Annotated in this window: 18 protein-coding genes; 13 read left to right on the forward strand and 5 right to left on the reverse strand. The window is 69.0% G+C overall.

The window, feature by feature from the left end:
• Positions 1–147: 147 nt before the first annotated feature.
• The gene (locus AC3WR5_RS09400) at positions 148–1050 is read left to right on the forward strand and encodes an AEC family transporter (RefSeq protein WP_141289570.1); all 903 of its coding nucleotides are present in this window, start codon (positions 148–150) and stop codon (positions 1048–1050) included.
• A gap of 4 nt (positions 1051–1054) precedes the next feature.
• On the opposite strand, the gene queG is transcribed toward AC3WR5_RS09400, so the two are convergent.
• Complete coding sequence (gene queG, locus AC3WR5_RS09405; RefSeq protein WP_492483784.1) at positions 1055–2200, reverse strand: tRNA epoxyqueuosine(34) reductase QueG; 1146 nt, start codon at positions 2198–2200, stop codon at positions 1055–1057.
• Here queG and tsaE point away from each other — a divergent pair, their 5' ends adjacent.
• From tsaE to AC3WR5_RS09425, 4 genes are all read left to right on the forward strand, one after another.
• On the forward strand, positions 2201–2677 hold the full coding sequence (tsaE, locus tag AC3WR5_RS09410; protein ID WP_492484569.1) for a tRNA (adenosine(37)-N6)-threonylcarbamoyltransferase complex ATPase subunit type 1 TsaE: 477 nt from the start codon (positions 2201–2203) through the stop codon (positions 2675–2677).
• Positions 2674–4062: an N-acetylmuramoyl-L-alanine amidase gene (locus AC3WR5_RS09415; RefSeq protein WP_492483786.1), complete on the forward strand. Its 1389-nt coding sequence runs from the start codon at positions 2674–2676 to the stop codon at positions 4060–4062. Before tsaE ends, AC3WR5_RS09415 begins: the two co-directional genes overlap by 4 nt.
• An 88-nt stretch (positions 4063–4150) precedes the next feature.
• Positions 4151–4396: an antitoxin gene (locus AC3WR5_RS09420; RefSeq protein ID WP_492483788.1), complete on the forward strand. Its 246-nt coding sequence runs from the start codon at positions 4151–4153 to the stop codon at positions 4394–4396.
• The gene (locus AC3WR5_RS09425; protein WP_492483790.1) at positions 4396–4806 is read left to right on the forward strand and encodes a type II toxin-antitoxin system VapC family toxin; all 411 of its coding nucleotides are present in this window, start codon (positions 4396–4398) and stop codon (positions 4804–4806) included. The genes AC3WR5_RS09420 and AC3WR5_RS09425 overlap by 1 nt, the downstream gene beginning before the upstream one ends.
• Before the next feature lie 93 nt (positions 4807–4899).
• Here the strand turns inward: AC3WR5_RS09425 and AC3WR5_RS09430 are convergent, their stop codons facing one another.
• The gene (locus AC3WR5_RS09430) at positions 4900–5544 is read right to left on the reverse strand and encodes a VTT domain-containing protein (protein ID WP_492483792.1); all 645 of its coding nucleotides are present in this window, start codon (positions 5542–5544) and stop codon (positions 4900–4902) included.
• A gap of 50 nt (positions 5545–5594) precedes the next feature.
• Between AC3WR5_RS09430 and mutL the strand changes: the two genes are divergently transcribed.
• From mutL to AC3WR5_RS09455, 5 genes are all read left to right on the forward strand, one after another.
• Entirely contained in the window at positions 5595–7538 is a 1944-nt protein-coding gene (mutL, locus tag AC3WR5_RS09435) for a DNA mismatch repair endonuclease MutL (protein WP_492483794.1), read from the forward strand.
• A gap of 26 nt (positions 7539–7564) precedes the next feature.
• Positions 7565–8893, forward strand: a complete 1329-nt coding sequence (locus AC3WR5_RS09440) for a pseudouridine synthase (protein WP_492483796.1) — start codon at positions 7565–7567, stop codon at positions 8891–8893.
• On the forward strand, positions 8880–10133 hold the full coding sequence (locus AC3WR5_RS09445) for a multidrug effflux MFS transporter (protein ID WP_492483798.1): 1254 nt from the start codon (positions 8880–8882) through the stop codon (positions 10131–10133). Before AC3WR5_RS09440 ends, AC3WR5_RS09445 begins: the two co-directional genes overlap by 14 nt.
• Positions 10130–11083, forward strand: coding sequence for a tRNA (adenosine(37)-N6)-dimethylallyltransferase MiaA (miaA, locus tag AC3WR5_RS09450; protein WP_492483799.1), 954 nt, complete (start codon positions 10130–10132; stop codon positions 11081–11083). The genes AC3WR5_RS09445 and miaA overlap by 4 nt, the downstream gene beginning before the upstream one ends.
• Before the next feature lie 84 nt (positions 11084–11167).
• Positions 11168–11941, forward strand: a complete 774-nt coding sequence (locus AC3WR5_RS09455; protein ID WP_141288164.1) for an oxygen-binding di-iron domain-containing protein — start codon at positions 11168–11170, stop codon at positions 11939–11941.
• A 59-nt stretch (positions 11942–12000) separates the two neighbouring features.
• Here AC3WR5_RS09455 and AC3WR5_RS09460 read toward each other — a convergent pair whose 3' ends face one another.
• Positions 12001–12810, reverse strand: a complete 810-nt coding sequence (locus AC3WR5_RS09460) for a GGDEF domain-containing protein (protein ID WP_141288163.1) — start codon at positions 12808–12810, stop codon at positions 12001–12003.
• Positions 12811–13033: 223 nt separating this feature from the next.
• On the opposite strand from AC3WR5_RS09460, the gene AC3WR5_RS09465 reads away from it, so the two are divergent.
• From AC3WR5_RS09465 to AC3WR5_RS09475, 3 genes are read left to right on the forward strand one after another with little or no spacing between them, the layout of a single operon-like run.
• A complete protein-coding gene (locus tag AC3WR5_RS09465) occupies positions 13034–13945 on the forward strand; it encodes an SPFH domain-containing protein (RefSeq protein ID WP_492483802.1) in 912 nt (303 codons plus the stop codon).
• 27 nt (positions 13946–13972) lie between these two features.
• Positions 13973–14491, forward strand: a complete 519-nt coding sequence (locus AC3WR5_RS09470) for a hypothetical protein (protein WP_492483804.1) — start codon at positions 13973–13975, stop codon at positions 14489–14491.
• A complete protein-coding gene (locus tag AC3WR5_RS09475) occupies positions 14491–14685 on the forward strand; it encodes a type II toxin-antitoxin system antitoxin (RefSeq protein WP_492483806.1) in 195 nt (64 codons plus the stop codon). Before AC3WR5_RS09470 ends, AC3WR5_RS09475 begins: the two co-directional genes overlap by 1 nt.
• Positions 14686–14817: 132 nt before the next feature.
• On the opposite strand, the gene AC3WR5_RS09480 is transcribed toward AC3WR5_RS09475, so the two are convergent.
• Both AC3WR5_RS09480 and AC3WR5_RS09485 read right to left on the reverse strand, forming a co-directional pair.
• Positions 14818–16446, reverse strand: coding sequence for a DHA2 family efflux MFS transporter permease subunit (locus AC3WR5_RS09480; protein ID WP_492483808.1), 1629 nt, complete (start codon positions 16444–16446; stop codon positions 14818–14820).
• Between the two features lie 23 nt (positions 16447–16469).
• Positions 16470–17723 (reverse strand): HlyD family secretion protein, encoded by a 1254-nt coding sequence (locus AC3WR5_RS09485; protein ID WP_492483810.1) that lies wholly within the window; start codon positions 17721–17723, stop codon positions 16470–16472.
• Positions 17724–17734: the final 11 nt, after the last annotated feature.

Raw genomic sequence — 17734 nt, forward strand, 5'->3', positions numbered from 1 at the left:
TCTCCAGAGTGAACAGGGCAATGGCGGCAGGATAGCCCAGCCAACCGTCGATTCAGCGCACGCCGAGAAGTATGCCGAGGCCTTGGTTTGCCTGGACTGCGGCCATTGCGTAAGGGCCATCCCTGCTCTCGCAGGCACACTGCAGCCATGTCCCATGTGCTGTTGCTGCTGCCCGACTTCCTGCTGATCCTGCTCGGCTTTGTGCTGTGCCGCCGCACGGCACTGAACCGCTCGGTGTGGGACGGTGTCGAGAAGCTGGTGTATTACCTGCTGTTCCCGGTGCTGCTGTTTGTCGCCATCGTGCGCCAGCCGCTGCAGGCCGGTGCGCTGATGACGCTGGCCGGCTGCGGCCTGGCAGTCGTCGGCTGCGGCATTGCGCTTTCATATGCCCTCGGCCGCTGGCCTGGCGTGGACGCGCGCCTGCACGCTTCCGGCGCGCAGACGGCCTTCCGCTTCAACTCCTATGTCGCGCTGGCGCTGGCAGAGCGGCTGGGCGGCGTTCAGTCTGTTGCCTGGACGGCCTTGCTGGTCGCGCTGTGCGTGCCGGTCTGCAACATCGCGGCAGTCTGGCCGCTGGCCCGACATGCTGGCCAGAACTTCCTGCGCGAACTCCTGCAGAACCCGCTGATCATTGGCACGGTCGCCGGGCTGGTCGGCAACCTGTTGGGCCTGCAACTGCCTGAGCTGCTGCAGATCACGCTGAGCCGCATCGGCGGCGCCGCCCTGCCGCTGGGATTGATGGCGGTGGGCGCCGGGCTGCAATTGGGCGCCTTGCGGGACGCACCCAGGCTCGCCGCCGCGCTGATGAGCATCCGCCACCTGATCCTGCCCGTCATCGCCATCGTACTGGTGCGCGTGGCCGAGCTGCCTGCCGGGCAGCAGGTCGTGGTGGTCGCCTTCGCGGCCTTGCCAACCGCCTCCAGCGCCTATGTGCTGGCCTCGCGCATGGGCGGCAGCGGCAGCTTTGTGGCCGGGCTGGTCAGCCTGTCCACGCTGCTGGGCATGCTGAGCCTGCCACTGGCGCTGATCGGGCTGGACGCCACGCGCTGAAGCCTCAAGGCTTGTCGGCGGCCTGCGCCAGCGCCCACTGGATGTGCTCAGCGACCAAGGGCGTGGCCACGGGCAGCGAGGCTGACAACGCCTGACCCAGCGCTGCCTCGTCGGCCACGCCTGAGGCCAGCGCATTGCCCATCGCCACCGCCAGGTTGCGCTGCCAGCGCTGGTGGCCAATGCGGCGGATCGCGCTGCCTTCGGTCCGCTGCAGGAAGCTCGGCTCGTCCCAGGCCCACAGGTCCAGCAGACCGGGCGCGTCCAGCGCGGGCCTTGTGTCGAAGTCCGGCACGCTGGCCCGGCGCGCGTATTTGTTCCACGGGCAGGCCAGCTGGCAGTCGTCGCAGCCATAGATGCGGTTGCCGATCAACGGCCGCAAGGCCTCGGGAATGGCACCGTCGTGCTCTATCGTCAGGTACGAGATGCAGCGCCTGGCGTCCAGCCGGTAAGGCGCGACGATGGCCCTGGTCGGGCAAACCTGCAGACAGGCTTCGCAGGCACCGCAATGCGCGTTGACCGGCTCGCTCAGCGGCAGCGCCAGGTCCACATAGATCTCGCCGAGGAAGAACATCGAGCCGGCTTCGCGCGACAGCGTCAGCGTGTGTTTGCCGCGCCAGCCAATGCCGCTGCGGCTGGCCAGTTCCACCTCCAGCACCGGCGCCGAATCGGTGAACACACGGTGGCCCAGTGGGCCGACCTCGGCGGCCAGCTTGTCAGCCAGTTGCTGCAGCCGGGCGCGCAAGACCTTGTGATAGTCCCTCCCCCGCGCATAGAGCGACACCATGGCCCGCTGCGGGTCGGCCAGGCCTTGCCACTCGACCTGCTGCCAGTCACCTGCGCGGTTGGCAGGCAGGTAGTCCATGCGCGCGGTGACGACACGCACCGTGCCGGGTATCAGCTCGGCCGGGCGAGCCCGCTTGAGCCCGTGCGCAGCCATGTAAGCCATGCTGCCGTGAAAGCCCGCATCCAGCCAGGCCAGCAAACCCGGCTCGGCAGATGACAGGTCGACATCGGCCACCCCAATCTGGGAGAATCCGAGCGTGCGGGCCCAGTCCCGCAACTGCTGCGTGATGTCCGTGTTTCCTGGCGGCGATTTGTCAGACGCCTGCTGCCGCGAGACGCCTTCACCGCCCTCCACATTTTGAGCCATCTGCCGATTCTAGAAACTCGCACGCTGCGCTGGCCTGACGAAACTGCCTGCGCCGAATTTGCCGCCAATTGGGCGGCCCGCCCCGCCATCGCCAACGCCTGCATCGAGCTGGACGGCCCCCTGGGCGCCGGCAAGACCACGCTGGTGCGCCATCTGCTGCGCGCGCTGGGGGCCACCGGCCGCATCAAGAGCCCGACCTATGCGGTGGTCGAACCTTATCTGCTGGCCAGCCCACATGGCGCGCTGGCAGTTTCGCATTTTGATTTCTACCGTTTCAGCGACCCGCGCGAATGGGAGGACGCGGGTTTTCGGGAGGTATTTGCCGCCCCCGGTTTGAAGCTGTGCGAATGGGCCGGCAATGCTGGCCCCTATCGCCCCGTAGCAGACCTCGCGCTGCAGATTACGCCGCAGGCCGACGAAAGCCGCGTGGTGCAACTGCAGGCCTTCACCGCACGAGGACAGGAGTTGCTGGCATGAAACGTCGTGACGCCTTGAAATCGCTGGGCCGCGTGGCCTTGGTGCTGGGCCCGGCCCAGCTCGCCTGGGGCGCCAGCATTGTCTCGGTGCGAGTCTGGCCCGCACAGGAATACACGCGCGTGACGATCGAATCGGACCAGCCGCTGGTGGCCCGCCACTTCCTGACCGACGACCCGCAGCGCCTGGTGGTAGACATCGACGGGCTGGAGATGAGCCCCGCCTTGCGTGAGCTGGTTGGCAAGGTCAAGTCGGACGACCCGTTCATTGGCGGCGTGCGCGTGGGCCAGAACCAGCCGCGTGTGGTGCGCCTGGTGCTGGACCTGAAGCAGACCGTCAAGCCACAGCAATTCACGCTGATGCCGGTCGCCGCCTACCAGCACCGACTGGTGTTCGACCTCTACCCGACCGAAGCGCCGGACCCGCTGCTGACGCTGATCCGCGACAAGGCCCAGGCCGAACGCGAAGCGGCCCGCTCGGTGCAGGACGCGCTGGGCGAGTTCATCGGCAAGGTAGACCGCCCGCTCGCCGCCACCGAGGCCGCGCGCTCCGGCGCCGCCGCGCCCGGCACCTCCACCACTGCACCGCCGTCGACCCAGGTCGCCATGGCGCCTCCCCCGCCTGCCGCACCGCCATCCATCCCCGGCAAGTCCAGCGCCGCGCAGCGGGACGGCATCAACCGCCTGGTCATCGTCGCCATCGACCCCGGCCACGGCGGCGAAGACCCAGGCGCCATCGGCCCCAGCGGCCTGAAGGAAAAGGACGTGGTGCTGCGCATTGCGCTGCAGCTGCGCGACAAGCTCAACACCAAGCCCGGCATGCGCGCGATGCTCACGCGCGACGACGACTTCTTCGTGCCGCTGCAGGAACGCGTGGCCAAGGCCCGCCGGGTACAGGCCGACCTGTTCGTCTCGGTGCATGCCGACGCCTTCATGAACCCCGACGCGCGCGGCGCCAGCGTCTTCGCGCTGAGCCAGCATGGCGCGTCCAGCACGGCCGCGCGGTGGATGGCGCAGCGCGAGAACGCGGCAGACGTGGTGGGCGGCGTGAATGCCGCGACCAAGGACGCTCAGGTGCTGCGCGCGCTGTTGGACATGAGCACCACCGCGCAGATCAAGGACAGCCTGCGCGTGGGCAACGAAGTGCTGTCGCGCATCGGCACCGTGGGCCGGCTGCACAAGGGCGAGGTCGAACAGGCCGGTTTCGCGGTTCTGAAGGCGCCGGACATCCCGTCCATCCTGGTCGAGACCGCGTTCATCTCGAACCCCACCGAAGAAGACAAGCTGCGCGACCCCGAGTACCAGCGCAAGCTGGTCGAGGCGCTGTTCACCGGCATCGACCGCTACTTCGCGAAGAACCCGCCGCTGGCGCGCAATCGCCAGACTTGAGAGCACCCCAGACTTGCTGACCCGCGCGGTGCATGGCATATCTTTTTGATATACTGCGTCTTCAGATCCGCAGGACAGGAGCCTTTCCGTGGACACCGCCAAGATATTCTGGTCTGGCCGCTCGCAAGCGGTTCGTCTGCCCAAGGAATTCCGCATCGAGGGCAGTGAGGTTCGCATTCGCCGACACGGCGCCAGCGTCATCCTTGAGCCCATCGCCACAGACTGGGCCTGGCTGGATGCCCTGGCTGGCCCGCTGGACATGGACTTCCAGCAGGCAGTGACCGAGCAGCCTCCCGCCGAGGATCGCCCCGGGCTTGCAACGCTGTTCGACTGATGCGCTACCTGCTCGACACCAATGCAGTCATCGCGGTGCTGAACGATCCTGCCGGGCCCGTTTCCCGGCGGCTGCACGGCGTAGCACCACCTGACGTAGGCGTGTGCGCCATCGTGATGCACGAGCTGTACTTCGGCGCCTTCAAGAGCCAGCGGCGCGAGCGCAACCTGGCCTTGGTGGATGCGCTGCGCTTTGAGGTGCTGCCGCTTGACCAGGAGGATGCGCGCCATGCCGGCGACATCCGCGCGCTGCTCGCGGCGCAGGGAACGCCCATCGGCGCGTACGACATCCTCATCGCGGGCCAGGCCCGCGCGCGCGGCCTGACGCTGGTCACCCGCAACCTGCGCGAGTTCGACCGCGTGCCCGGCCTGGTGACGGACAACTGGCAGGCGGAGCAGCCCAAGGGGTGATTCCTCGAAAGGGTGGTCACTGCGAGCAAAGGGTGCTCTGCAGCCGCCCACGCCGGGCCGGCCAGCAACTGCCCGCGCATCTCGCCACCCCGCTCAGGCCGGGGCGCGGCGGCGCGCCTTCACGGCACCGGCCAGGATCACCACGCCAGGAATCAGGATCATGGCCCAGATGATTTTTTCGAGGTTCTGCTGCACCCAGGGGATGTTGCCGAACAGCACGCCAGCCATCATCACGCCGACCACCCAGAGCGCGCCGCCAATCAGGTTGAACAGCGTGAAGCGCGTGCGGCTCATCGCCGCTACGCCGGCCACAAAGGGGGCAAACGTGCGCACAAACGGCATGAAGCGCGCGACGATGATGGTCACCGCACCATAGCGCTCGTAAAAGGCATGGGCCTGCTCGAAGGCCTGCTTGTTGAAGAAACGGGATTGCTCCCACTTGAACACTTTCGGCCCCAGCGCCCGGCCGATCGTGTAGTTCACCTGGTCGCCCAGCACCGCGGCCACCAGCAGCACCGCCAGCGACACCGGCAGGCTCATCAGCCCGGTGCCGCACATCGCACCGACCACGAACAGCAGCGAATCACCCGGCAGGAAAGGCATCACCACCACGCCGGTCTCCACGAAGATGATGGCAAACAGCAGCACGTAGACCCAGGTGCCGTAGTTGGTCACGAACACCGCGAGGTGCTTGTCCACGTGCAATATGAGATCGATCAGGGGGGCGAGAAAGTCCATGGGCAGGGATTATCAGGGTGGACATCACACGGGCTCTCTACAATCCCGGGATGAACGACAACGTGCATCCGCCGCTGCACAACGCCTTGCAGGCCGCGCCGCGCCGCCCGATCCGCGAATTGCCCGACGAACTGGTCAGCCAGATCGCTGCCGGCGAGGTGGTGGAGCGCCCGGCTTCGGTGGTGCGCGAGCTGGTGGACAACGCGTTGGACGCTGGCGCCGAACAGGTCACGGTGCGCCTGGTGGCCGGTGGCGTGCGGGCCATCGTGGTCGAGGACGACGGCTGCGGCATTCCGCATGACGAGCTGCCGCTGGCGCTCAAGCGCCACGCCACCAGCAAGATCAGCTCGCTGGCCGAGCTCGAAGGCGTGATGACCATGGGCTTCCGCGGCGAGGCGCTGGCCGCCATCGCCTCGGTCTCCGAAACCCACATCGTCAGCCGCCCCGCAGATGCTTCGCAGGCCCGCAGGTTGGACGCCCGCAGCGGCGAGCTGCAGCCTGCCGCCCGCGCGCAAGGCACCAGCATCGAAGTGCGCGAGCTGTTCTTCAGCACGCCGGCGCGGCGCAAGTTCCTCAAGTCAGGCCCAACCGAGCTGTCGCACGCCATCGAGGCGGTGCGCCGCCATGCGCTGGCGCGGCCGGACGTGGGCTTTGCGATCTGGCACGACGGCAAGCTGGTCGAACAATGGCGCCGCGCGCTGCACGAGCAGCGCATGGCCGACGTGCTGGGCGAAGACTTCCTGGCGCAGAGTCGGCCGGTGGAGTTGCTGGCCGGGCCGATGCGGCTGCAAGGCCGCGTGGGCCTGCCCGAAGCCGCGCGCAACCGCGCGGACCACCAGTACGTCTACGTCAACGGCCGCTACGTGCGCGACAAACTGATCACGCACGCCTTGCGCAGCGCCTATGAGGACGTGCTGCACGGCCAGAAGCAGCCGGCCTACGTGCTGTTCCTGGACATCGACCCGACGCGCGTGGACGTCAACGTGCACCCGACCAAGATCGAGGTGCGCTTCCGCGAGTCGGGCGAGGTGTATTCGGTCGTCAAGCGCGCGGTGGAAAAGACGCTCTCGGCCCCGGCCGGCGCGCACGTGCCCGCCGCCATCTCGCAGGAGCCACTGCCCACGGCGACCCTGGGTGCCGAAGCGGCGCAGCCCGCTTCCGCCTCCTGGGGCGACCGCCAACCCAGCCTGCCCGCCTCGTACGCCACCGGCGCCGGCCTGCCACCCACCGCACACCAGCAACGCCTGAGCCTGGCCGACCTGGGCCAGCTCTATGCCCGCGAAGCGCCCGCGCCGTGGGCCAGCCCGGCGACCTTCGCACCGCCGTCGACCACACCCATCAACCTGCCCACGGCCCCGGCGGGCGACCCGCCGATGGACCGCGCCGCGGTACTGGACGGCGACTGGCCGCTGGGCCGCGCGCTGGCCCAGCTGTCGGGCGTCTACGTGCTGGCGCAGAACGCGCACGGCCTGGTCATCGTCGACATGCACGCGGCGCACGAACGCATCGTCTACGAGCGCATGAAGGCCGAGGCCCGCCTCACGGGCCTGGCCGCGCAGCCGTTGCTGATCCCGGCCACCTTCGCGGCCACCGCCACCGAGGTCGCCGTGGCCGAAGCCCGGCAGGCCGACCTGATGGCGCTGGGCCTGGACCTGAGCCCGCTGGGGCCCACCTCTCTGGCCGTGCGCAGCCGCCCTGCCGCGCTGCCGGATGCCGACCCGGTCGAGCTCGCCCGCTCGGTGCTGGCCGAACTCGCTGAACTGGCCGAGGCCGACGCTGCGCACCTGATCGAGCGCGCCCGCGACGACCTGCTGGCGACCATGGCCTGCCATGGCGCAGTGCGCGCCAACCGGCGCCTCAGCCTCGAAGAAATGAATGCCTTGCTGCGCCAGATGGAGCACACCGAACGCTCCGAGCAATGCAACCACGGCCGGCCCACCTGGCGCCAGCTGACCCTGAAAGAACTCGACGCGCTGTTTCTGCGCGGCCGCTGAGCCCTCTCCCTGAACTGGATCCCAACATGCGCTCAGACCGCGACATTCAACGCACCCCAAAACGCCCGCTGGCCCGCACGGCCACCGGTTCGCCCACTGCGCCTGCCAATTCGCCGGCACCCGCACCTGCCGAAGACGGCAAGCCCGCAGCGCCCAAGCCTACGGTGACCTATGCGCCGCGGCAAGACGCGCGGGGCGACAGTCGACCCGAACCACGCGGTGATTACCGCAACGAGCCGCGACGCGACGCGCGTCCCGAAGCTCGAGGCGACCGTCGCCCGGACGCACGCAGCGAGCCGCGCCAGGGTCCGCGCAACGACGACCGCCCGGCGCCTCGCTGGGACGACCGCCAGGCACCGCGCGGCGACGCACGCCCTGCGCCATCGTTTGACCGGCCGCGCGAACGCCCACCTGCGGCCGATCCCGGCTTGGCCCGCAACGACCAGCGCCGCAACGTCAGCTCCGCCCGGCCCGACGGCCCGGCCCGCCCGCAGCCGCGCGACGCCGGCCCGGCCTACCCGCGCCAGGACCCGGCAGCCCGAGGCCCGCGCGCCGTCAAGGCAGCGCCGTCCAAAGCCAAGGTCTACCCCGGCGCCACGCCGCCGCGCGACCCGGCCGAAGGCGTGCGCCTGTCCAAGGTGCTGTCCGACCGCGGCCTCGCCTCCCGCCGCGAGGCGGACGACTGGATCGACGCGGGCTGGGTCAAGGTGGACGGCGAAATGGCCGTGCTCGGCCAGCGCGTGAAGCCCAATGCCCGCATCGAGATCGACCCGGCCGCGCACACCCAGCAGGCCAAGCGCATCACGGTGCTGATCAACAAGCCCATCGGCTACGTCAGCGGCCAGGCCGAAGACGGCTATGAGCCGGCCGTCGTGCTGGTGACCGCCGCCAACCACTGGGAAGAAGACCCGACCCAGAAGCCCTTCCACGCTGGCCACGCCCGCGGCCTGGCACCCGCCGGCCGGCTGGACATCGACTCCACCGGCCTCCTGGTGCTGACCCAGGACGGCCGCGTGGCCAAGCACCTGATTGGCGAGCACTCGCTGGTCGAGAAGGAATACCTGGTGCGGGTCGAACCGATGGGCGAAGGCCCGTTCCCACCGGAAAACCTGGAAAAGCTCAACCACGGCCTGTGGCTGGACGATGTCGAGCTGAAGCCGGCCAAGGTCAGCTGGGCCAATGAGGACCAGCTGCGCTTTGTGCTGCGCGAGGGCCGCAAACGCCAGATCCGCCGCATGTGCGAGCTTGTGGGCCTGAAGGTGACGGCACTCAAGCGCGTGCGCATCGGCAGCGTGGTGCTGGGCAAGCTGCCTGCGGGCCAGTGGCGCTACCTGCGCGAAGATGAGCGTTTCTGACACGAGCACCGCGTTGCCCGCCGCGGTGCCGGCACCGCGCCTGACCGAAGCGCAGCTTGCGCTGGCGCTGTCGCTGCTGCTGGGCCTGCAGCCCCTCACGACCGACCTGTACCTGCCCGCATTGCCCTTGCTTCGCCACGCGCTGGGCGCCGGCATGGCGGCCGCGCAGCTGACGATGTCCGCGCTGCTGCTCAGCTTCGGGCTGGCGCAGCTGCTGATGGGGCCGCTGTCGGACCGCTTTGGACGCCGCCCGGTGCTGCTCGGTGGGCTGTGCCTTCATGCGCTGGCTGGCGTGGGCGTGGCGCTGGCACCGGACATGGCGACGCTGATCCTGCTGCGCGCGGTACAAGGCGTGGGCATGGCGGCCTCGGTTGTTTGCGCCCGGGCGATGGTGCGCGACCTTTACGAGCCCTTCGAGGGTGCGCAGGTCATGTCGCGCGGGCTGTTCGGGCTGGGTGTCATCGCGATGCTGGGCCCGGTGCTGGGCGGCATGCTGGCAGCCAGCCTGGGCTGGCGCGCAGCGATGGCCGCGGTGGCGCTGGGCGGTGCGTTGACGCTGCTGTTCGTCTGGCGCACGCTGCCGGAAAGCCTGCCCAGGCGCAACCTGCAGGCGCTCAACGCCGGACCGCTGGCGCGCACCACTGCCGAAGTGCTGCGGCACCCCGGTTTCCGTGCCTGGACCGCGCTGATCTCGGCCACCTACGGCGGGCTGATCGTGCTGCTGGCCGGCTCGCCGTTTGTCTACATTGGCACACTGGGACTGGCGCCCTGGGCCTACGGGCTGGTGATGGCTTCGGCCTCCGGCTCGTACATGCTGGGCACGCTGGCCTGCAGGCGACTGGTGCCGTGGCGCGGGCTGGCGGGCGCGGTGCGCATCGGCGGCGTGATGTCGCTGGCTGGCGGGTTGCTGATGCTGGCCTGCGCCAGCCCGCCGCAGCCGCCGCTGGCCGGCGTGCTGGTGGCGCATTGGCTGTACGTGTTCGGCCATGGCATTCACCAGCCTTGTGGCCAGGCCGGCGCGGTCGGCGCGTTTCCGCAAGCCGCCGGTCTCGCCTCGGCCTTGTCCGGCTGCATCCTGGCACTGGTGGCGTTTGCCATCGGCCTGGGCATGGGCCGCACGATGAACGGCCAGTTGGCACCGCTGGCCATCGGCCTGGCGCTGGCTTCGCTGGCGGTCATCGGCGTGGCGTTCACGCTGGTGCGCTGGCATGGCGAACCCAGGCGCACCACCGCCGCATGAACCGGAACGCGCTGGACTGGATCGGCCTGGCCGGGCCGACCGCCTCGGGCAAGACGGCGGCCGCGCTGGCGCTGGCACAGGCGCTGCCGGTCGAGATCATCAGCGTCGATTCGGCGCTGGTCTACCGCGGCATGGACATCGGCACCGCCAAGCCCAACGCCGCCGAGCAGGCGCTGGTGCCGCATCACCTGATCGACATCATCGAACCCGAGCAGGCCTACTCGGCCGCGCAGTTCGCGCGCGACGCGCAGCGGCTGATCGCCGAGATCCGCGCTCGCGGCCGGTTGCCGCTGCTGGTCGGCGGCACGATGTTGTACTTCAAGGTGCTGGTCGACGGACTGGATGAATTGCCGCAAGGCGATGCCAGCTTGCGCGCCGAACTGGACGCCGAAGCCGCCCGCCTGGGCTGGCCGGCCATGCATGCCAGGCTGGCGGAGGTGGACCCGGTAAGCGCGGCGCGACTGGCGCCAGCGGACGCACAACGCGTGCAGCGTGCGCTGGAAGTCTGGCGCCTCACGGGCCAGCCGCTCTCAAGCTTCCACTCGCGCGCCGAGACGCCCGCCGCACCGGCTCGGCACTTGTTGATTGCGCTGGAGCCGCTGTCACGCGCCTGGCTGCACGAGCGCATTGCGCTGCGCTTCGAAGCGATGCTGGCGCAGGGCTTCCTGGCGGAAGTGCAGGCACTGCGCGCGCGCGGCGGGCTGCATCCAGGCTTGCCGTCCATCCGCTGCGTGGGCTACCGCCAAGCCTGGGAAGCGCTGGACGCCGGGTTGTCAGGCCAGGCCCTGCACGATGACCTGATGGCCCGCGGCGTGGCCGCGACGCGCCAGTTGGCCAAACGGCAACTCACATGGCTGCGCAGCATGACCCGGCAGGTGGTGGCCTGCGACGGAGGGGATCCCGCCGACGAGGTGCGCAGGCAAGTGCTGCAGGCGATCCAGGCTCGCTGACTCGAGGCCGGATTGAACGGCCCGCAGCGCCCGCGCTTGCGGAGTATCAAACGACGAGCTGGCGCGGCCCCCTAGCATGGCAGCATGCCCGTCATCCTTCACCAATCGCCGGGCCACCAGTGCCTGATGTTTTCCGACCTGGCCGACGAATCCGGCGGAGAGGCGGTTCAGTCCAACCAGTTCCTAATCGTCGACGACGGGACGGGCGCCATCATCGATCCGGGGGGCAACCTGGCCTACTCCGAGCTGTATCTGACGATGACGCGGCATTTCCCGCCGCACAAGCTCTCGGCCATCCTGGCCTCCCACGCCGACCCGGACATCGTCGCATCGCTGGACCGCTGGACCACTTCCACGCCCAACGCCAAGATCTACGTGTCCACGGTGTGGGAGCGCTTCATTCCGCACTTCTGCAAGCCCGGCAAGACGATAGGCCGCATCGTCGGCATTCCGGACCCTGGCATGCGCATCCGCATCGGCAGGCATGACCTGATCGCGCTGCCGGCGCACTTCCTGCACGCCGAGGGCAATTTCCAGTTCTATGACCCGGTCAGCAAGATCCTGTTCTCGGGCGACCTGGGCGTCTCGATGGTGAGTGGCGAGATCGCCAGGACGCCCGTCTCGTCGCTGGCCACGCTGTTGCCACGCATGGAGGCCTTTCACCGCCGCTACATGGTCTCGAACAAGGTCCTCAGGCTTTGGGCCGACATGGTCAGCCCGCTGGACATCCAGATGCTGGTGCCTCAGCACGGAGCGCCGCTGACCGGCCCGGCCATCGGCGAATTCATCGCCTGGGTGCGCGAGCTGCAGTGCGGCATCGACCTGATGGGGCCGCGGCACTACCAGGTCCCTGCGTAGGAAAGCGGAGATGACAAAGCGGCCCGCAGGCCGCTTTGTCATGGGGCGTCAACGCGCGATCAGGATGGCGTGACCGAGCGCGACGGGTCGCTTTGGCGCGGCAGGATGGGCGCAGCGCGCACGCAGTTGCGGCCGGCGTCCTTGGCGGTGCGCAGCGCGGCCTCGGCTTCCTGGATCAGCCCGTCGAGCGCCAGTTGGCCAGCGTGCACATGGGCCACGCCCACGCTGACGGTGGCCACCACATGCGCCTTGTCCCAGCGGAAAGGCGTTGCGGCCACCTGCTGGCGAATGCGCTCGGCTGCGTCCAGCGCACCCAGCGGGTCGGTGTGAGGCAGAAAGACGGCCAGTTCGGCGCCACCGAAGCGGGCCAGCACGTCAGACTGGCGCAGCGTGGCGCTGACGCGGCGGGTGACTTCGAGCAGGATCGCGTCGCCGCAGCGCTGGCCGAGGTTGTCGTTGATGCGGCGCAGGTGGTCGGTGTCGATCAGTAGCAGCGCGCCGTCGTCGCCGTAGCGGCGGCAGCGGGCCCATTCGCGGTCGGCCAGGCGCAGGAACTGGCGGCGGTTGCTGACACCGGTCAGTTCATCGTCCACGCACAGCATTTGCCGCTGCTGGGTGGATTGCGCCAGCGCGCTGGCCAGGTTCAGCGCCACGCCGCCGGTCAGCAGCGCGGGCACCAGCGCGATCGCGGCGCCGGCCAGCGCGGCAGGCCACGAAGCGTGGTCCATCCACATCAGCACGGCCGCGACAAACGCGCCTACACACAAGGCCACGCCGAGCTGAAACAGCCAGGCAGAGCGCAAGCCCATGCGGGTGACGGCGCGTGAGAGCCGGTGTGCCCAATCCATGTCGAGGTCGGTTGAGGCCATGCCAGAAGGACAAAAAATGTCAGTAATTATTCCAACACATTTCGGCTGCGATGTGCGTTTCCTTCAGTGTTGACAACGTGAGGAAATGGGTAAAGCAACCCGGAATTTCACTCACGCCGCAGCCGGCTTCACAGGCGCGGGTGCGTGCGCTTGACCGGTCAGGCGATCTGAGATTAAAGTGATATCACTTTGATTTCTGGCCGTTGGCCGCCGAGGAAACCTCATGCAGACCCCCGCCCGCACGGAAAATCCGTTCCATTCGCTCAACGGCTACGCGATGATCGCCGCCGCGCTGGCGCTGATCCTGGCCGGCGTGCTGTCGCTGATGCTGCAGGTGCTGCCGCTGGTCGCCAGCATCCTGCTGGGTGTGCTGCTGGTGCTCAGCGGGGTCATCACGCTGGCCGGCCTGTACATGCTCCAGCCCAACACCGCGCGCATCCTGACGCTGTTCGGCCAGTACCGCGGCACCGACAGGGCCGAAGGCCTGCGCTGGGCCAACCCGCTGTTCGCCGGCCGCAGCGTCTCGCTGCGCGCTCGCAACTTCAATGCGCCAACGCTGAAGGTCAACGACAAGCGCGGCAACCCGGTGGAGATCGGCGCGGCCGTGGTCTGGCGGGTACGCGACACCGCGCAGGCGGTGTTCGAGGTCGATGATTTCGAGTTGTACGTGAAGGTTCAGGCCGAAACCGCGCTGCGCCACCTCGCCTCGCAATATGCCTATGACCACACCAGCGATCCGACCGACAGCGCGGCCACCCAGGCTGCAGCCGCGGAAACGACGCTGCGCGGCAGCATCGACGAAGTGGCCCATGCCTTGAAGACGGAACTCCAGGCGCGCTTTGGCGCAGCTGGTGTGGAGGCGCTGGACGCCAAGCTGACCCACCTGGCCTACGCACCGGAAATCGCCCAGGTGATGCTGCGCCGCCAGCAGGCCGAGGCCATCGTCGGCGCACGCACGCAGATCGTGCTGGGCGCGGTCAGCATGGTGGAAGCCGCGCTGCGCGGCCTGTCCGAGCGCGACATCGTGGTGCTGGACGACGAACGCAAGGCGGCGATGGTCAGCAACCTGCTGGTGGTGCTGTGCGCCGACAAGGACACCCAGCCCATCATCAACACCGGCACGCTGTACAACTGACGCGCAAGGCCTGCCATGTACCACCGCATGCAAGACACCGCTTCGCCATCCAGCTCGCCGCTCGACGAGATCTACCTCGAACGCCAGTACGCCAGCCTGCCGCTGCTGGGGCTGCTGCTGGCGCTGGGCCTGGGCCTGCCGCTGGTCATCCAGGCCGACCTGCGCGACGGCGGAAGCTGGCGCGACACGCTGCCGGTCTACGCACTGATCGTCGCTGTGCAGGCCGGCCTGCTGCTGGCCTTCGGCCGCTTCAGCGTCTCGCTCAATGCCGAGCGCCTGCGCTGGTCCTTCGGCTGGCTGGGCTGGCCCCGCGGCCAGGTGCTGCTGGCCGACATCCAGCGCGTGGCGCCAGCCCGCAGCCGCTGGACCGAAGGCTGGGGCATTCGCGCGACACGCGACGGCATGCTCTACAACCTGCGAGGCTTGCAGGCTGTGCGGCTGACGCTGCGCAACGGCCGCAGCCTGCGCATCGGCTGCAGCGACCCGGCGACCCTCGTCAACCTGCTGGCACCGCGCTTGAATGGCGGCGCCTTGGCGGGCCGCTGATGGCCAGTCCGGGCAAGAAGAGCTACCCGCTGCGCATCGACCCCGCGCTGTGGGCCGAGATCGAACGCCTCGCGGCGCAGGAACTGCGCAGCGCCAACGCGCAGGTCGAGTACCTGCTGCGCGAGGCGCTGGCCAGGCGTGGGCGCCTGCCTGCCGCGGGCGACGCCAAAGGAGAAGCGGCCGGCGATGAATGAACCTCGCCGGCCGCGTTAGTCAATGGGCAGTCGACGGTGGCGACACGGAGCCGCCACCGCCGGGCCGCCCCAAGATGGCGGCTCAACCCGCTCGGCGGGTGGTGCTGCGTACTCGCGGCACCGGGTGCCCCGTCAATGGGCGCCACCAGCGTCGGCCGGCGCGCCGCCCGCGTGCGGCGCAGGCCGCTTGGTCAGCCAGATCAGGCCGATCAGCAGCACGAACAGCAGCGCCGAGCCGATGAAGATGTCGTCGGCTGCACGGGTGAAGGCCTGCACGTCGATCAGGCGGTTGATCTGGATCAGCGCCTGGTCGGTCGTCAATCCGGCCTGGTTCAGGCCGGTCAACGCGCCGCTCAAAGCGTCCTGCTGGCCGGTCATCGGCTCGGTGAGGTGTGCATGGTGCAGTGCCGCGCGGCTCTCCCACAGCGTGGTGGCGATGGACGTGCCCATCGCGCCAGCGGTGATGCGCACGAAGTTGCTCAGGCCGGCGGCTGCCGGAATGCGCTCCGGCGGCAGGCCAGACAGCGTCAGCGTCGTCAGCGGGATGAAGAAAAACGCCATCGCCGCGCCCTGGATCAACGTGGGGATCAGGATCTGCACGAAGTCGGTCTGCGGCGTGAACTGCGAACGCATCCACAGCACCAGCGCGAAGACGATGAAAGCGCCGGTCGCCATGCGCCGCGGGTCCCACTCCGCGACCTTCTTGCCCACCAGCGGCGTCAGCAGGATCGCGAACACGCCCACGGGTGCCAGGGCCAGGCCGGCACTGGTGGCGGTGTAGCCCATCCACTGCTGCAGCCAAAGCGGCATCAGCACCACGTTGCCGAAGAACAGGCCGTAGGCGACCGACAGCGCCAGCGCGCCGAATGCGAAGTTGCGCCCCTTGAACAGCCGCAGGTCGACGACCGGGTGTTCCTCGGTCAGCTCCCACACCAGGAAGATCGCGAACGAGATGCCCGCGATCAGCGCCAGGATCACGATCTGGTTCGAGGCGAACCAGTCCAGTTCCTTGCCCTTGTCCAGCATCAGTTGCAGCGAGCCCACCCACAGCACCAGCAGCGTCAGACCCACGGTGTCGATCGGCAGCTTGCGGATCGTGGTTTCACGGTCGCGGTAGATCCACCAGGTGATGCCTGCGGCCAGCAGGCCGACTGGCACGTTGATGTAGAAGATCCACGGCCAGGAGACGTTGTCGGTGATCCAGCCGCCCAGCAACGGGCCGACCACCGGCGCGACCAGCGTCGTCACGCCCCACAGCGCCAGCGCCATGCCGGCCTTGGCCCGCGGATAGCTGGACAGCAGCAGGGTTTGCGACAGCGGGATCATCGGCCCGGCCACCAGGCCCTGGGCCACGCGGCAGACCACCAGCATTTCCAGCGAGGTCGCGAAGCCGCACAGCCAGCTGGTCAGCACGAACAGCAGCACGCTCATCGTGAACAGCTTCACCGCCCCGAAGCGCTGCGTGAGCCAGCCGGTGAGCGGCACCGAAATCGCATTGGCCACGCCGAAACTGGTGATGACCCAGGTGCCCTGGTTCGGGCTCACGCCCACGTCGCCGGCAATCGCCGGGATGGACACGTTGGCGATCGACGAATCCAGCACGTTCATGAACGTGGCCAGCGACAGCGAGATCGTGCCCAGCAGCAAGGGCAGGCCGTGCAGCGGCGCGTAGCCCGGGGGCGCGCCTGCAGCGGCCGGTGGCCCGGCGGGCGCAGCCGAAGGCGCCGCAGCGCCGGGCTGCGCTGAAGTATCAGCACTCATGGCAACAGCCTTTCAGTCGGTGCTCAGTGCACCGTGGTGGCGCTGGCAGCCAGGTTGCCGGCGGCCGCTGCAGCCACCTGGTGGCGGCCCAGGCTGCTGGCGAGAAGTTGCTGCACGCGCTGGTCAGCATCCTTTTCCAGCGTCTCATAGACACCGGTCTGGGCCACCGCTTCGCCGCGCGGCACGTCGGCCAGCGCCTTGCCGCTCTGGTCCTCGGCATTCACCGTGACGTCCATCGACAGGCCCACGCGCAGCGGATTGGCGCGCAGCTCGGCCGGGTCCAGCGCAATGCGCACCGGCACCCGCTGCACCACCTTGATCCAGTTGCCGGTCGCGTTTTGCGCCGGCAGCAGCGAGAAGGCTGCGCCGGTGCCCGCCCCCAGGCCTGAGACCTTGCCGTGGTAGACGACCTTCTTGCCGTACACGTCGGCTTCCAGCTCGGCCGGCTGGCCGATGCGCAGGCTTTGCAGCTGGCTTTCCTTGAAGTTCGCGTCCACCCACAGCTGGTTCAGCGAGACCACCGTCATCAGCGGCGCACCGGCCTGCACGCGCTGGCCGATCTGCACCGCGCGCTTGGCCACGGTGCCGTCCATCGGCGCCGGCAACTCGGCGCGGCGCAGCGTCAGGTAGGCCTCCCGGACCCTGGAGGCGGCCGTTTGCACGGCCGGATGCTGCTCGACGCTGGTGCCGTCGGTCTGCACCTGGTTGGTCGTCAGCTGCTCGCGCGCGGCGATCACGGCCGACTGGGCCGCGGCGACCGCGCTCTTGGCGCTGACCAGCTGGTTGTTGGCATGCTGGAACTCCTCCTTGCCGACCGCCCCCGAGGCGACCAGCGCGGCGCGCCGGTTCACATCGTCCTGCGCCTTGGCCAGGTCGCTCTGCACACGGGCCAGGTCGGCTTCGCGCAGCGCGATCTGGGCCGACAGCGTGCCGTTGCCGGCGAACAGGCCGCGGGTGTCGCGGATGGCCTTGGACAGCTGGGCCTCGGCCTGCTCCAGCGCCACGCGGGCATCGGTCGTGTCGAGCTTGACCAGCGGCTGGCCGGCGCGCACGAAGTCGGTTTCGTCGGCCATGATGGAGACCACCGTGCCGCTGACCTGCGGCGTGATCTGCACCACGTTGCCGGCCACGTAGGCGTTGTCGGTGTTCTGCAGGTAGCGGCCGTTCATCCAGTGGTACACGCCCCAGCCGGCACCGGCCAGCACGACCACGGCGGCGATCACGGTCAGGCCGCGGCGGCGGGCGTTGTTGGGTTCAGCGTTGTTGTTGTCGCTCATGGCAAGCTTTC

The organism is Ideonella sp. FW305-24, from assembly GCF_058788035.1.

Excerpts from the sequence above, each read along its gene's own strand:
- AC3WR5_RS09400 (WP_141289570.1), top strand. The coding sequence starts at position 148 with ATGTCCCATGTGCTGTTGCTGCTGCCCGACTTCCTGCTGATCCTGCTC.
- queG (WP_492483784.1), bottom strand. The coding sequence starts at position 2,200 with ATGGCTCAAAATGTGGAGGGCGGTGAAGGCGTCTCGCGGCAGCAGGCG.
- AC3WR5_RS09415 (WP_492483786.1), top strand. The coding sequence starts at position 2,674 with ATGAAACGTCGTGACGCCTTGAAATCGCTGGGCCGCGTGGCCTTGGTG.
- AC3WR5_RS09425 (WP_492483790.1), top strand. The coding sequence starts at position 4,396 with ATGCGCTACCTGCTCGACACCAATGCAGTCATCGCGGTGCTGAACGAT.
- AC3WR5_RS09430 (WP_492483792.1), bottom strand. The coding sequence starts at position 5,544 with ATGGACTTTCTCGCCCCCCTGATCGATCTCATATTGCACGTGGACAAG.
- mutL (WP_492483794.1), top strand. The coding sequence starts at position 5,595 with ATGAACGACAACGTGCATCCGCCGCTGCACAACGCCTTGCAGGCCGCG.
- AC3WR5_RS09440 (WP_492483796.1), top strand. The coding sequence starts at position 7,565 with ATGCGCTCAGACCGCGACATTCAACGCACCCCAAAACGCCCGCTGGCC.
- AC3WR5_RS09445 (WP_492483798.1), top strand. The coding sequence starts at position 8,880 with ATGAGCGTTTCTGACACGAGCACCGCGTTGCCCGCCGCGGTGCCGGCA.
- miaA (WP_492483799.1), top strand. The coding sequence starts at position 10,130 with ATGAACCGGAACGCGCTGGACTGGATCGGCCTGGCCGGGCCGACCGCC.
- AC3WR5_RS09455 (WP_141288164.1), top strand. The coding sequence starts at position 11,168 with ATGCCCGTCATCCTTCACCAATCGCCGGGCCACCAGTGCCTGATGTTT.
- AC3WR5_RS09460 (WP_141288163.1), bottom strand. The coding sequence starts at position 12,810 with ATGGCCTCAACCGACCTCGACATGGATTGGGCACACCGGCTCTCACGC.
- AC3WR5_RS09465 (WP_492483802.1), top strand. The coding sequence starts at position 13,034 with ATGCAGACCCCCGCCCGCACGGAAAATCCGTTCCATTCGCTCAACGGC.
- AC3WR5_RS09470 (WP_492483804.1), top strand. The coding sequence starts at position 13,973 with ATGCAAGACACCGCTTCGCCATCCAGCTCGCCGCTCGACGAGATCTAC.
- AC3WR5_RS09475 (WP_492483806.1), top strand. The coding sequence starts at position 14,491 with ATGGCCAGTCCGGGCAAGAAGAGCTACCCGCTGCGCATCGACCCCGCG.
- AC3WR5_RS09480 (WP_492483808.1), bottom strand. The coding sequence starts at position 16,446 with ATGAGTGCTGATACTTCAGCGCAGCCCGGCGCTGCGGCGCCTTCGGCT.
- AC3WR5_RS09485 (WP_492483810.1), bottom strand. The coding sequence starts at position 17,723 with ATGAGCGACAACAACAACGCTGAACCCAACAACGCCCGCCGCCGCGGC.